The following is a 13,562-nucleotide window of genomic DNA, read 5'->3' as shown; positions in this document are numbered from 1 at the left end:
GTATTAATAATTAAGAGGCTTCTATTGTATTTTTCTGAATATAACAGGGATTCCTAACCCTAAATCCCCTCTTCCAGCTTCCTTTCTCTTAAATCATAAATCTTTAAAAAATGAAAAAAAACCTGATCAAAATATTCGGGTTAGCAACCCTATTGACTATAAACAGCATCACATTAAAGGCTCAGACACTCGTTAATCCGGAAGACCAATCCTGGTATCCTTCTGCTTATGGCGCCCAGGATGAGATCGGTGCAGCTAATATGTTAACTCCTGAAGTCGTAAAACAAGCTTTAGGACTGGTAAAACAAGGTAAAACGCTGGCACTTGCTGTTCCTATTAATAAAAACCTTCCGGCTTTCAGACACAGAAGTTTCAACTTATACAATATCCAGCCCGGAGAACAGGGAGGAAAAAGTATAGGTCCCAATCAATTTACCTTCAATGATGAGCTTGTGAACGGATGGACCGGAGTGGGAACCCAGCTGAACGGCATCGGACACATCGGAATTGATAATATGTACTACAATGGAAACAAAGCTACCGACTTTGTAACCGTAGAAGGAGTAAAAAAACTGGGAGTTGAAAAAGTGCCGCCTTTCGTTACCCGTGGTGTAGTTCTCGATATGACATCTCATTATGGGAAATCAATTGTACCCGGAGGAACAGAGTTTACTGTTGAAGACATCAAATCCGTTTTAAAGAAACAGAAATTGGCTTTGAGAAAAGGCGATATTGTCCTGTTCAATACCGGATGGCTGGAACTCATCGGAAATAATAATCAGAAGTTTTTAGAAACCGAGCCGGGAATTGGTATGGAAGCTGCGCAATGGCTTGCTGAGCAGGGAATTGTTGCCTTTGGAGGAGATACCTGGGCATCGGAAGTTTATCCCAATCCAAAATCTAAGGAAGAATTCCCTATTAACCAGTTTATGCTGGCCAAAAAAGGTATTTACAATCTTGAACTGATTGACAGCCGTCCATTGGTGAAAGATAAGATCTGGGAATTTCTGTTTGTTCTAGGACAGCCATTATATGTAGGATCTACACAGGTGAATATCAATCCTGTAGCCATCTATTAGAATCCTGATTCTAAAATAAAATACAATAGCCTTCAGTTCTGAAGGCTATTTTTATTAATATTAAATATCAATTACTTAACAACTATTTTCTTCGAAACAGTATTCCCTTCTGCATTTATTTTAACAAGGTATACTCCTGGCTGTATTCCGCTGCCATTCACTTTATTAATGCCTTTTTCCAGTTTCTCAGCCGGTTTAATCAGCTTGCCTGAAAGATCATAAATTTCATAATCTGCAGCACCTTTTACATTGGATTCAATAGTGAATTGCCCATTGGTGGCCGGGTTAGGATAAATTTTAATATTTTGAAGTTCAGATTTAGCAGTTTCATCAACGGCGAGCAATTTGGCACAATTACCAATTCCCACAGCACACCATGCATTTTCTACCTGCTGCAGTTCATTAGAGTTTGCTCCATAAAGATCAATAGCTGCCTGCTTTGACTGATCGTAAGCGTTAATATAACCACTGTTCGCAGTAAGATAGGTAGTCAAAGTCCTGAATGCAATTTTTTCCGCTTTCTGGATGGTAATTCCTGTAACATTGAATGCTGTTCCGTTATCATTAGTCCCTGAACCTCCCTGAGAAAGCAGATAAAACCAATAGTTTCCCACCCCACTGTTTTTATGCACGCCCCCGTGATCGTTGGTCTGGTTATACGGAGGAGCTGTATTGGCCCAGTTAGTCCCCTGATAAGTATCAGGCTGCTGCCCGCCAATTTGATTGGAACCAGCATTAGGATTGGCCATATTTCTGAAATAATTCGCTCCTAAACCAGGATTAGGAATTCCCTCTGCAATAGTCCAGTTTGGATTTACATTGGAATAGAATTCTATAGCTGTACCGAACATATCCGCAAAAGATTCATTCAAAGCCCCGGATTCGGCCTGATAGGCAAGGTTAGCTGTTCTGCTGACCATTAAGTGGGAGTATTCGTGTCCTGCGACATCTATCCCTACAATTGGGCCAAAATATCCTGCCTGTCCCTGATATAAACCACTGCCATACACCATGGCTACAATTCCCTGCTGGTCAATTGCTGCCGCATTAGTCCCGTCAATTGGTGTCTGGCCTGCTCCGGTGGTTGTATTCCTGTTAAAATTAATATTATAATAGTTTCTTATGATAGATCCGCTGCCGTCATAAGAGTTCCTGTTATGTCTGTTTACATAATAGTCATGCGCTTTTTCCATTGCCCAATGTACTTCTACAGCGGGTTTAGTAGCCGCTGCCGTATAGTTGGCCGTACTGTTGGAATATTCATTAATTGTCCCTGTCAAACCTGAAGCGGCGCTTCCGTTGCCGTCCCATCCGGTTCCGTCAAGGGTATGCACATTTCTTGCGTTATCCTTCAAACGGAAAGCTCCGTTGTAAGAATCTACAGTAATCTGCTGGTTTCCTTTATAATAGGTAGCACTTGTAGAAGAAGTATCCAGAAAAGGGCTAAACACAGATGTCAGTCCTGCTGAAGGTTTGACGGTTGAAATATTATTAATAACAGGAGCTATATTATGATGATGAATTTTTTCCAGTTTCTTTACGATCTGCTTTGTTCCGTTATCTATATAATACATATATCCCTGTAAAGTTTTCAGAGACAGCGCATCTATCTGGGAAACAGAATGCAGCTCTACGCCTTTACCGGCATATACTTTTGTTATTACCTGCTCAAAATCCGCAAAAGTTACATCCGGTGTTCTCAGATCAGCATTGACAATATTTTCAACTTCTGCTTTGGTAAGAGGCTGGTGAACAGTCAGGTTAATGTTCGGAGTTAATTCCCCGTTTACATAGGTTACCTTCCCATCTTTTTCGTGCACAAGGATTAATTCATCTGCAACTCTGACATTTTTAAAGTAATGCTGAAAAACAGAATGTCTGATCCCCAATTCATCCGTTTTGGCACTAACCAGTTCAAAAGTATGGTTGGCATCTGTTCCCAGCCACTTTTTTAAATTTGTCATCAGAAAATCTATGGGAATATTCTGTCCGCTAAAACTTGCATAAAAATTTCCCATTGCAGAGGAAGTGGAAATTTTAGGTAGATTCTTTACTGAAACTTCTGTCTCTTTGTCCTGTGCATGCACTGAAACAAAAGGAGCAGATCCAAAAAACAATGTGATGACTAAAGTTTTAATGATTGTAGTTGTTCTTTTCATATTTTTTTATTGATTTAGCAGTTAGTAGTAAAATGTCAAAAATGTTACAAATAGCATCACATTTAAAGATGAAAAAAATCAAAATCACATTATTTTGCAACAAAATACAGGAATAAAATTTTAAACATAACAACCGCTAACAGTGATCACGACAACAAAATAGCCTTTCAGTTTTTGCAAGGCTATTCTGATCATATTTTTTACAAAAAACTATTTTGGAACGTCCATGTGGGTACTTACGGCAATTCTGTTCCATGCGTTGATGGTTACAATAGCCATGATAATCTGTGCAATGGCTGCCTCATCAAAATACTGTTTTGCCTTCTGGAATGTTTCTTCTGTAAGACCTTTATCGCTGATCAGGGTAATTTCCTCCGTCATTGCCAGGAGAACCTGCTCTTCTTCCGTGAAAAAATCCTTTGCTTCCCTCCAGCCGTTAAGAATGAAAATCCTCTGCGTTGTTTCACCGTATTTAAGGGCATCTTTTGTATGCATATCAAGACAGAAAGCACATTTGTTGATCTGTGAAGCCCTGATCTTAATCAGCTCCTTCTGGATATGGTTGAGTGAAATGGTCTGAAGGTATCCTTCCAGTCCAAGCATAGCTTTGTAAGCTGCTGAATCTACGCTGGCAATATTTAATCTTGCGCTCATACTATTATTATTTATGGGTTAAATGATCTATACTCAAAAAATACTTTGGCTGAACCGCCAGTAAAAATGCTCCGGCACTTCCTACCCAGACAGAGTAATCAAGCGGTGCCTTAGCTCCCAGTGCGATGGTCATGGACAATGCAAATACCAGCAACAAAAAACCTGCTCCATAAGCTGCAATCCTGGTTTTCCAGCCCACGAGAAGCATCAAAGGAAAAATGATTTCAAAGAAAGTTGCTGCATAAGCAGAAACAACACTTAAAGATTCCGGAAGGAAAAAGGTGAGTTTTCTGGTATACGCCTCAAAATTTGCCCAGTTTCCCCAGGCTGAGCCCGCGCCCCAGAAACCGAACCTATCCGCCACTGCAGAAAGCATGGTTACGGCAATGGCAAGCCTTAAAAACAACTGCGGAAACTTCACATTTTTGTCTGTCATGATACTGGCTTTTAATAACATGACAAATCTCCGACTTATTATCGGTAAAAATCTTAAACTGGTTTAAGAACGTAATTTTGCTCTGATTTCGCTCAGGTATTCCGGAGTAAGGTTTAAAAAAGAAGCTATTAAATATTGTGGAATTCTCTGGATAAACCAAGGGTACAGTGTACTGAAATGTACATACAATTCTTCTCTGGACATCTCATACAAATAACGGATCCGTCTTTCCGAAGCTGCGTAAGCTCTTTGATAGATCATTCTGAAGTAACGTTCCATAACAGGATGCTTTTTCAGCAGAAGCTCCTGCTGCTGATTGTCTATCATAAGAATGGTAGAACGCTCCACCGCCTGGATACAAAAATCCGATTTGATTTGTCTTTCAAAGGCGAAAGTATCTGTGATCCACCAGTTTTCTATGGCAAATTCAGTGGTCTGCTCCGCCCCTTTTTCGTTGATAAAGAACTTTCTGAGGCAGCCTACAGACACAAAATACATCGATTTACAGATTTCCCCATTGAGCATCAGATTCTGCTTTTTCTTCACTTCCACTTCTTTAAAAAAAGAAAAAATGGAAGCAAATTCCCCATCTGTAATCTTGATAAATTTATTTAAATGTACTTTGAAGCTCTCCATCTTTGCAATTAAGTAACCAAACTTAACTTTATTTTTTTAGTTTTACAATGTTAAAAACATAAAATCATGGAACTCGTTGCTAAAATTCTGATCGCTGTCGTTGCACTTGAACATATTTATATCCTGTGGATGGAGATGTTCGCCTGGGAAACCAAAGGGAAAGAAGTATTCAAAGCTGCATTACCGGCAGAAATGTTTAAACCTACGAAAGGATTGGCTGCCAATCAGGGGTTATATAACGGTTTTCTTGCTGCAGGATTAATCTGGTCATTCTTAATAGATGATCCGAAGTGGCAGGATAATATTGCATTATTCTTTTTGGGATGTGTTGCTGTAGCCGGCATTTACGGAGCAGTTTCTGCAACAAAGAAGATATTTTTTGTGCAGGCTTTACCGGCGATACTCGCTATTATTGCTGTTTTATTGAAATAGCTTATAAGCTAAATTATAAAAGAACTTCCTTAAATAATCTGAACGTCCATATTCTCTTAACTTTAATGATAAGAGAAAAATTTCCGTAAAATCATCACTCTAAAATCAGGATTGAAAATCACCACTTTACATCTGTGAAAATCCATTTAATATAAAATCCGTAAATTTGCACCGTCATAAAAATTGATATACAGTTTTTGATGCTGGCAAGCATTTTGATCAAATGTAGCCATTCAAGTTGTTCAGTACACATATCTGTAATTACCTCATCAGTAATTTAATTGTAGAATCTATATAAAAGACCAGCTTCTTTTATATAATACACTCTTTTTCTAGAGTATAATCTATTGAAATATTTAAAATAAACATAAGACCATAACGGTCTTTATGCTGTTATTTTTTTGTTTAAAGCTTTTATCATTAAGGGCTTAGCAAATTATTTTATCCTATTGCCAACAGCAGGACAACTCATGCTAAACGTATATAATGAATTGGTGTACAATTCTTTATATCAAATTATTAATTGAAAAACTCTGAATATGGAAAAAAATGAAAACACTAAAAAAGTAAAACTTAAAGTGGAAGACCTGACGATCATCTTTGGTAAAAACAAAGAAAAAGCACAGGAACTTCTTGACAAAGGTTTTTCCAAAAAGGAAATTCTTGAAAAAACAGGCTGTACCATAGGAATCAACAAAGCCAGTTTTGAAATCTATGAAGGAGAATTTTTTGTCATCATGGGACTGTCGGGAAGTGGAAAATCTACCCTGCTGCGCTGTCTAAACAGGCTGAATGAGCCTACTTCCGGAAAAGTATACATCAATGACGATGATATTACCGGCAAAAACAACAAAGAGCTGTTGGAAGTAAGAAGAACAGAAATGAGTATGGTATTCCAGAAATTCGGATTGCTGCCCCATCATACGATTTTAGACAATGCCGGTTTCGGGCTGGAAATAAGAGGAGGAGATAAAGCTTCCCGTGATAAAAAAGCACAAAAAGCCCTGGACATCGTTGGATTAACCGGTTTTGAAAACCAATACCCTTCGCAACTTTCAGGGGGAATGCAGCAGAGAGTAGGATTGGCAAGAGCTTTGGCAAATGATCCTGAAGTTTTACTTATGGATGAAGCTTTCTCCGCACTGGATCCACTGATAAAATCTGAAATGCAGGACCAGATGCTTGAACTGCAGAATACATTGCAAAAAACCATTGTCTTCATTACCCACGACCTGGATGAAGCGATTAAAATCGGAGACCGTATCGTCATTATGAAAGATGGAGTCATAGAACAGATAGGAACGGCCGAAGAAATTTTAACCAATCCTGTAAGTGATTATGTAAAAGCATTCGTAGAGAAAGTAGACCGTAAAACGATCATCACCGCAAAATCTTTAATGTTCGACAAAACGACGGTTGTACGTTTCAGAAAAGATGGTCCTGAAGGCGCTTTAAGAAAAATGAGAGCTACCGGACTAGAAAACCTGCCTGTGGTGGATTTTCAAAATAAATTCCTGGGTTTTGTAACTCTTAACGATGTTGTACGCATCGCCAAAAAGAAAGAACCTACAGTAGAATCTATTATCAACAGTAATGTTCCGTCGGTTTATCCAGAAGTAACTGTAGAAGAAATGTTACCATTAATTTCCGGAAGCAAATCGGCCATCGCTGTAATTAATGAAGATAATAAATTTTTAGGTCTTGTTACCCAATTATCACTCATTATAGAAGCTACCAAGTTTAACGAAGAAGAGATTATAGAATTAAAAGAAATTGCAAACAATCAATAAGATGAATAAAACTATAGATATAGGCCAATATGTAGAAACAGCAATCAATTGGCTCACAGAAAACGGAAAGCCTGTATTTGATGTCATAAAACATCTGGGAAATTCCTCCATTATGGGGATTGAATGGATTTTAACAAACACTCCTTTTTATGTAATCATTCTCTTTTTTACCCTCCTGGCATTATGGAAAGCCGGAAAAGGCATTGCCGTGGTAACCGCAACGGGATTAAGCCTGATATTTTTAATGGGACTTTGGAAGGAAACCATGGAAACGCTGGCGCTTATTTTTGTTTCCACCATTACAGCTCTTATTCTTTCTATTCCCTTGGGAATTTTAGCTGCTAAAAGCAAAATAGCAGACAAAATCATTCGCCCTTTACTCGACCTGATGCAGACTATGCCTGCATTTGTCTATCTGATTCCGGCTGTGCTGTTTTTCAGTATCGGTAAAGTACCGGGTGCTTTTGCAACGATTATTTTCGCTATGCCGCCTGCTGTTCGGTTAACGACATTGGGAATTGAAGCCGTTCCGAAAGATATTGTAGAAGCGGCAAGGGCTTTTGGAGCCACAAACCGTCAGATTCTCTTCAAAGTAGAGCTTCCTTTAGCAATGAAAACGATTTTAACGGGGATCAATCAAACCATATTGTTATCCTTATCTATGGTTGTTATTGCAGGAATGATTGCAGCAGGCGGTTTGGGAGAAAAAGTACTGGAAGGAATTAATAATCTGGATATCGGATTAGGATTTGAAAGTGGTTTATCCGTCGTGATTTTAGCCATTATCCTGGACCGTATTACGCAGGGATTTGTAAAGAAAAAACAATAAAATGAAGCGATTAAAATATCTTTTTTTTCCCGTTTTAATGCTGATATTTACAGTATTAAACTCGTGTAAAAACATAAAAAACTCAAAATATATCACCATAGGAATGGTAGATGGCTGGGCGGAAGATGTTGCGATTACACACGTAGCAAAAGCCATTCTGGACAAACAGGGTTATCATGTTATTATTCAAAAAGCCTCTACGGATATGATCCTGGCTTCAATGAATAATGAAGATACAGACCTTTTCATGGGAGTATGGCTTCCTTACACCCATGCAAAAAAGCTGGCTAAATTTCCGGGATTGACTCATCTTGGAACCAATTATGACAACGGCCGTATAGGATTGGTTGTGCCGGAATACGTTACTATTAATTCCATTGAAGAACTCAATCAGCACAAAAATCCATCCAGGCACAGAATTATAGGAATTGAAAAAGGGGCCGGATTAACCACCGGTACAGATAAAGCCATTATAGATTATCAGCTGGATTATCAGCAGATCAACTCCTCTACCATTGCCATGATCACCGAATTACAGAATGCCATACAGCGTAAAGAATGGATTGTAGTTACCGGATGGCAGCCCCACTGGATGTTTGGAAAAATGAAGCTTAAGTTTCTTGATGATCCCAAAAAGATATTTGGTGAAGCGGAACAGATTAAAACTTATTCCAGAAAAAGCTTTGCGAAAGACCATCCCGAGCTTGCAAAATTCTTTTCCAGACTCCATTTTGATGACGAGAACATGTCTGATCTTTTAATGAAAATGGAACAGAGTAAAAGCAAAGAAGCCACTGCCCAGCAATGGGTGGACGATCACTCTGAACTGGTAAAGTCGTGGTTGAATAAAAATTAATAAACAAAACAGTTGATCAAACTTAAAATCCTCAACTCTCTACACGGGTTTGAGGATTTTTTTATCTATACATCAGAAGAACTCATTGATTCCTTGATCTTCTCCCTGTGAATAATCCCCCAGTTCACAAGCGTTTCAGTAACCGGTAAAACGGATTTTCCGTATTCTGTAACAGCGTACACTACTGTAATGGGTTTTGTATCCTGGATGGTTCTGGTAATAAGAAGATTCATTTCCAGCTCTTTCAGTTCTTTGCTGAGCATTTTGGCAGATATCCCATCAATTCCCCGCTGTAACTTTTTAAAATGAATCTGCTGGTCTGGTCTGTTGGTCAGGTAACGTAAAATCATCAGCTTCCATTTTCCGCCCAAAACATCCAGGCTGTCGCGCATGGCAAAGAGTTCTTCCGTGCAGCTTGCTTCCCTTTCTATACCGTTTTCAATAATTTTTGCCATAATGGTTTCATTAAGGTAACTAGTTACCAATAGTTAACTGGTAGCAAATATAAACTATTCTCATTTTACATTTGTGTATCAAATTTACTGATATGAAAGTTATTGCATTAAATAAAAATTTCCAGCTTGAAAATGCTGTGTTCGAAAAGCCAGTTCCAAAAGATCATGAAGTTTTAATTCAGATCAAAGCAAGCGGCTTCAACCCGATTGATTATCAAATGATCGAAAATGAACTTGAACGGAAACTGCTCAGCTCACCTGTTTTAGGCCGTGAGCTGTCCGGTATTGTCGTAGAGAAAGGCGCCGCTGCCCATCAGTTCAATATCGGAGATGAAGTATTTTGTGGAAGTGGATCGATGGGAAGCAATGGTACTTATGCCGAATATATTGCCGTTCCGGAAGCTATCGTTGCATTGAAGCCCAAAGGAATTTCTTTTGAGCAGGCTGCAGCCATTCCTTCAGCAGGACTTACCGCATTGCAGACCTTCAAACGTTTGAAATTAAAGACTGATGATACAATTTTAGTAACCGGAGCTACAGGCGGAGTCGGTTCTTTTGTGGTTAAATATTTAACGGCAAATCATTTCAGAAATATTGTGGCAACCGTTGGAAGTGAGGAAAACAGACAGATTTTATTGAAAATCGGTTTACAAAATCATCAAATCATTAATTACAAGGAAGAAAATCTTGTTGCCCATCTTTTAAAAGCCAATAACAATAATCCTTTCGATTTTGGAATAGACCTCGTCGGGAATTATATGTCTGAAGTCACTGCAGATGTCTTGAAAATTAATGGAACCTATGCTGATGTTACTGCACTTATTACAAAAGATGCCCATGAAACCCTTTTCAATAAAGGAACCGTAATCGTGAATATTTCCAATTATTCCTATAGTATGAGCAAGGATTATCAATATTACAAAGGAAATCTGGAGGAAATCTCTAAGCTTATTGAAACCGGAATTATCAGCCCGCCTCAATATAAAACAATCGGAAACCTTTCTCTGGAAACAGTTTTGAAAGCCCATTCCATTCTTAAAAATAACCAGACCCAGGGTCACAAACTCATCATGAAACATGAATAAAATACCCAGACGCATTGTCACAGGAATCAAAAACGGGAAATCTGTTATTATTGAAGACCAGCAGACAGAAAATGTAGTTGAACATTTTCCGGGGCTTATCATTTCAGATATCTGGAATACACAGGAAATGCCAGCAATACTGGATCTTGAGACCAAAATTCCTAATACAGGATTTCCGCAAACTCCGAAAAACGGGACTTATTTCCGGTATGTTGTCATCCCTCCCGATAAAGATCTCGGAGTAGAATTCAAAGCAGGAGAACCTCATCCCATGATGCATCAGACGCAGACTTTAGATTACATCATCATCCTTTCCGGTGAACTCTACCTGATCATGGAAGAAGGTGAAACTTTACTTAAACCGGGAGATATTGTTATTCAGAGGGGAACCAATCATGCCTGGAGCAACCGGTCGGAGGAGCCGTGTATTCAGCTCGCAGTGCTTATTGATGCTGATAAACATTAGATATTAAAAGATTGAAAAATTATCCTGCAAATAGAGAAATCTGCAAAATCTGCAAGAGAAAATATCTTTCATTACGAACCTTAAGTGAAGCAATCTAAAATTTTGAGATTGCTTCGTCGCTTCGCTACTCGCAATGACAAAAAAATTACAAAACAGAAATTTCCAGAAGTTTCTGCTTCATATTTTCCGGCACCCAGAAACCTTCATGATAATATACTAACTTCTGATTCTTATCCAGAACAATCCACAAGGGATAAACAAGTTGGTCCTTATTTTTAGACAAAGCCAACGCCAACTCGTGAATTCCGGAATTTCCATTCGGCAGATATTCAAATTCTCTTCCCTGAAATTTTATATTTTCCTTCGTTTTTTCAGTCTCAAAATTGATCAGATAAAAATTTGCATTGATAAGATCTGTAATTTCTTTATCATTATTCAAAGCCTTTTTTTCCATTTTACAAACCGAGCACCAGTCTGTGTACAAATGGATGATCACCGGTCTAGGATCTTTTCCCATTAAAGTTTCTAGATCAGAAAAAGTGCCTGTCTTCATCTGCGACAGACAAAAACAGGGCACTAACATTAAAAATAAAATAAAATTTTTCATTTTAAAGTATATTTTACACCCAGAAAACCTCTGATCCTTTGCATGGGTGCATATCCGTAGGCCGTATCAAAAGTATAATGATTCGGGTTGCTTACCGGATCATCCGCATGCTTGTCAAACGGGTCGAAAGGCCTCATCAAAGGATCTTTCGGCGTAAAATTGAACAGGTTTTTAATCCCGCAATACACTTCAAAACCGGATTGGAAGCTTTTTGAAACCTGAATATTGGCTAAAGAGTAAAAAGGTGAATATTCAGGCCGATAATCATCAGGCAATACCGGAAGCCTCATTGGCCCGTAGAACTGTCCTGTGAAATCAACACTAAGATCATTCGGAAACTTATAAGACAGATTGTAGGTTCCACTCCACTTCGGTGCATGTAATTGCTGCGACTTTTTATGGTCTCCGTCAAATTTCTGATAAACATCCAGATAGGTAACCCCCAGACCTACACTTAAAGGAAAGTTAAAGCTGAAATCCACATTCAGGGAAGCACCTCTTGAAATCCCGTATCCATGGAGATTGTCATAAATAATTTTATCCGGATTGGTATCGAAATCCCCTACAATCTTATTGCTGAAATAGGTATAAAATGCAGAAGCATCCAATTGCAGCATACGGTTTCCCACCGGAATTTTCCAGATGTAGTTCAGATTTCCGTTGACCGATCTTTCAGGTTTCAGGTCAGACCTAATCTGTACCTCGCGCGAGCCTGTAAGAGCGGCATGATCTTCTGTAAAAAGATTCACCACACGGAAACCGGTCCCAAAATTGAACCGCAAAGTATGATAAGGATTGGGGGAGTATTTCCATGCCAGCCTCGGCGAATGTACTTCATGGTGAATCTTATCATAATCGAACCTGTATCCGAGCAATAATGTATTTTGATCGTTAATTTCCCACTGGTCCTGTATAAAAGCTCCCCAGATCGGCGATTTCATCGGGGCATTGGTGATTCCGTCCGAAGATAATGTTCCAGGCGTATTATCATCATAAAACGTTCTTTTGAAGGTAATTCCTCCGGTAAGATCATGGCTTCTCACTTTTTTACTCCAGTAGGTCTGTATAAATGTCACTTTTTGCAGGGCGTTATAGGGATTACTGCCGTAAAAAGAATTCTGATCATGGTAATTGTAAGAAAACTGGGTAACAATATATTCTTTCAAAGGCCACTGATACAGCCCAAACACTTCCGCTCTGTTGGTATAAATACTTTCGCCATATACATCACTGCTTCCCCGGTAAGATTTGTTCCACTGCATCTCACCACCGAAACGGTCTTCATATAAATACCTCAATGCTATGCTTGCCTGGCGGTTTTCTTTTCTCTTAAAATTCCATTTATTAAAAACGGAAACTCTGCTCTGCAATGCTGAATCCGTAAAATTATCCTTGTTCTGGTCTATCTTTTCTTTAAAACTGAAATAATTGAAACTCAGCAGAGATGCCGCATTCTTTCCAATATTAAATTTCGTTGAAACATCAAGATTATTTTCGCTCCAGGTACTCGTCATCAGGTCAACACTTAATTTAGGAGCCGTCAATGCATTCTTGGTAATAATATTAATAACTCCACCCATCGCCTCGGAGCCATAGATTGAAGAAGCCGGACCTTTTACCACTTCAATTCTGTCCACAAGGCTGTTGGGAATCCCGCTTAAGCCGTATACTGTGGAAAGAGAGCTTACAATAGGCATTCCATCAATCAGAATCATTGTATAGGGTCCTTCCAGACCATTGATATGGATATCGCCCGTATTGCATACTGAACAATTAAGCTGTGGTTTTACTCCATTAACCATTGCTATGGCTTCAAAAATGCTTGGGGTAGGATTTTTCTGAAAAAATTTCTGGATATAAACCTCTACGGCTACAGGACTTTTTGACCTGCTGAAAGGTTTTATGGTTCCGGTAATGACAACATCTTCAATAGTACTCATTTTTATTCTTGTTTTCGAAACTCCTGCAGAATCGGCTTTCACAGTTGGCTGTAAATCCAGACTGTCTGTCTCCTGAGAAAAACAAAAAGAGGATAAAAGAGTAATAGAAAATAATATTCGCTTCATGAAATTAAAATT

Annotated in this window: 14 protein-coding genes; 7 read left to right on the top strand and 7 right to left on the bottom strand. The window is 38.7% G+C overall.

Annotated features, from left to right (window positions below):
• Window positions 1-110: 110 nt before the first annotated feature.
• Window positions 111-1,079, top strand: a complete 969-nt coding sequence (locus ACM40_RS12550) for a cyclase family protein (protein WP_048503136.1) — start codon at window positions 111-113, stop codon at window positions 1,077-1,079.
• 71 nt (window positions 1,080-1,150) lie between these two features.
• Here ACM40_RS12550 and ACM40_RS12545 read toward each other — a convergent pair whose 3' ends face one another.
• The 4 genes from ACM40_RS12545 to ACM40_RS12530 all read right to left on the bottom strand — a co-directional run bounded on the left by ACM40_RS12545 (window position 1,151) and on the right by ACM40_RS12530 (window position 4,964).
• Complete coding sequence (locus ACM40_RS12545; protein ID WP_048503135.1) at window positions 1,151-3,238, bottom strand: M4 family metallopeptidase; 2,088 nt, start codon at window positions 3,236-3,238, stop codon at window positions 1,151-1,153.
• A 210-nt stretch (window positions 3,239-3,448) separates the two neighbouring features.
• Window positions 3,449-3,892, bottom strand: a complete 444-nt coding sequence (locus ACM40_RS12540; RefSeq protein WP_048503134.1) for a carboxymuconolactone decarboxylase family protein — start codon at window positions 3,890-3,892, stop codon at window positions 3,449-3,451.
• Between the two features lie 7 nt (window positions 3,893-3,899).
• Entirely contained in the window at window positions 3,900-4,328 is a 429-nt protein-coding gene (locus ACM40_RS12535; protein WP_048503738.1) for a DoxX family membrane protein, read from the bottom strand.
• Window positions 4,329-4,391: 63 nt separating this feature from the next.
• Window positions 4,392-4,964, bottom strand: coding sequence for a Crp/Fnr family transcriptional regulator (locus ACM40_RS12530; protein WP_048503133.1), 573 nt, complete (start codon window positions 4,962-4,964; stop codon window positions 4,392-4,394).
• Between the two features lie 66 nt (window positions 4,965-5,030).
• Between ACM40_RS12530 and ACM40_RS12525 the strand changes: the two genes are divergently transcribed.
• The 4 genes from ACM40_RS12525 to ACM40_RS12510 all read left to right on the top strand — a co-directional run bounded on the left by ACM40_RS12525 (window position 5,031) and on the right by ACM40_RS12510 (window position 8,871).
• A complete protein-coding gene (locus ACM40_RS12525) occupies window positions 5,031-5,396 on the top strand; it encodes a DUF1304 domain-containing protein (protein ID WP_048503132.1) in 366 nt (121 codons plus the stop codon).
• Between the two features lie 539 nt (window positions 5,397-5,935).
• Window positions 5,936-7,186: a glycine betaine/L-proline ABC transporter ATP-binding protein gene (locus tag ACM40_RS12520; protein ID WP_048503131.1), complete on the top strand. Its 1,251-nt coding sequence runs from the start codon at window positions 5,936-5,938 to the stop codon at window positions 7,184-7,186.
• A gap of 1 nt (window position 7,187) precedes the next feature.
• Window positions 7,188-8,015, top strand: coding sequence for an ABC transporter permease (locus ACM40_RS12515; protein ID WP_048503130.1), 828 nt, complete (start codon window positions 7,188-7,190; stop codon window positions 8,013-8,015).
• A gap of 1 nt (window position 8,016) precedes the next feature.
• Entirely contained in the window at window positions 8,017-8,871 is an 855-nt protein-coding gene (locus ACM40_RS12510) for a glycine betaine ABC transporter substrate-binding protein (protein ID WP_048503129.1), read from the top strand.
• Between the two features lie 65 nt (window positions 8,872-8,936).
• On the opposite strand, the gene ACM40_RS12505 is transcribed toward ACM40_RS12510, so the two are convergent.
• Window positions 8,937-9,326, bottom strand: a complete 390-nt coding sequence (locus tag ACM40_RS12505; RefSeq protein WP_048503737.1) for a winged helix-turn-helix transcriptional regulator — start codon at window positions 9,324-9,326, stop codon at window positions 8,937-8,939.
• 92 nt (window positions 9,327-9,418) lie between these two features.
• Between ACM40_RS12505 and ACM40_RS12500 the strand changes: the two genes are divergently transcribed.
• On the top strand, window positions 9,419-10,411 hold the full coding sequence (locus tag ACM40_RS12500) for an NADP-dependent oxidoreductase (RefSeq protein WP_048503128.1): 993 nt from the start codon (window positions 9,419-9,421) through the stop codon (window positions 10,409-10,411).
• On the top strand, window positions 10,404-10,877 hold the full coding sequence (locus tag ACM40_RS12495; protein ID WP_048503127.1) for a cupin domain-containing protein: 474 nt from the start codon (window positions 10,404-10,406) through the stop codon (window positions 10,875-10,877). Before ACM40_RS12500 ends, ACM40_RS12495 begins: the two co-directional genes overlap by 8 nt.
• Before the next feature lie 145 nt (window positions 10,878-11,022).
• Here ACM40_RS12495 and ACM40_RS12490 read toward each other — a convergent pair whose 3' ends face one another.
• Together ACM40_RS12490 and ACM40_RS12485 are read right to left on the bottom strand one after the other, a co-directional pair.
• Complete coding sequence (locus ACM40_RS12490; RefSeq protein ID WP_316932872.1) at window positions 11,023-11,394, bottom strand: thioredoxin fold domain-containing protein; 372 nt, start codon at window positions 11,392-11,394, stop codon at window positions 11,023-11,025.
• A gap of 86 nt (window positions 11,395-11,480) precedes the next feature.
• Window positions 11,481-13,550 (bottom strand): TonB-dependent receptor plug domain-containing protein, encoded by a 2,070-nt coding sequence (locus ACM40_RS12485; protein ID WP_048503125.1) that lies wholly within the window; start codon window positions 13,548-13,550, stop codon window positions 11,481-11,483.
• Window positions 13,551-13,562: the final 12 nt, after the last annotated feature.

The organism is Chryseobacterium sp. BLS98 (assembly GCF_001045445.1).
In the GTDB taxonomy this organism is placed as follows: domain Bacteria; phylum Bacteroidota; class Bacteroidia; order Flavobacteriales; family Weeksellaceae; genus Chryseobacterium.
Note: the sequence above shows the minus strand (reverse complement) of the source record. Positions and strands in the feature narration are given on the sequence as shown.

Coding starts and splice junctions, on each gene's coding strand:
- ACM40_RS12550 (WP_048503136.1), top strand. CDS start 111: ATGAAAAAAAACCTGATCAAAATATTCGGGTTAGCAACCCTATTGACT.
- ACM40_RS12530 (WP_048503133.1), bottom strand. CDS start 4,964: ATGGAGAGCTTCAAAGTACATTTAAATAAATTTATCAAGATTACAGAT.
- ACM40_RS12515 (WP_048503130.1), top strand. CDS start 7,188: ATGAATAAAACTATAGATATAGGCCAATATGTAGAAACAGCAATCAAT.
- ACM40_RS12540 (WP_048503134.1), bottom strand. CDS start 3,892: ATGAGCGCAAGATTAAATATTGCCAGCGTAGATTCAGCAGCTTACAAA.
- ACM40_RS12535 (WP_048503738.1), bottom strand. CDS start 4,328: ATGACAGACAAAAATGTGAAGTTTCCGCAGTTGTTTTTAAGGCTTGCC.
- ACM40_RS12505 (WP_048503737.1), bottom strand. CDS start 9,326: ATGGCAAAAATTATTGAAAACGGTATAGAAAGGGAAGCAAGCTGCACG.
- ACM40_RS12525 (WP_048503132.1), top strand. CDS start 5,031: ATGGAACTCGTTGCTAAAATTCTGATCGCTGTCGTTGCACTTGAACAT.
- ACM40_RS12500 (WP_048503128.1), top strand. CDS start 9,419: ATGAAAGTTATTGCATTAAATAAAAATTTCCAGCTTGAAAATGCTGTG.
- ACM40_RS12490 (WP_316932872.1), bottom strand. CDS start 11,394: ATGGGAAAAGATCCTAGACCGGTGATCATCCATTTGTACACAGACTGG.
- ACM40_RS12520 (WP_048503131.1), top strand. CDS start 5,936: ATGGAAAAAAATGAAAACACTAAAAAAGTAAAACTTAAAGTGGAAGAC.
- ACM40_RS12510 (WP_048503129.1), top strand. CDS start 8,017: ATGAAGCGATTAAAATATCTTTTTTTTCCCGTTTTAATGCTGATATTT.
- ACM40_RS12485 (WP_048503125.1), bottom strand. CDS start 13,550: ATGAAGCGAATATTATTTTCTATTACTCTTTTATCCTCTTTTTGTTTT.
- ACM40_RS12495 (WP_048503127.1), top strand. CDS start 10,404: ATGAATAAAATACCCAGACGCATTGTCACAGGAATCAAAAACGGGAAA.
- ACM40_RS12545 (WP_048503135.1), bottom strand. CDS start 3,238: ATGAAAAGAACAACTACAATCATTAAAACTTTAGTCATCACATTGTTT.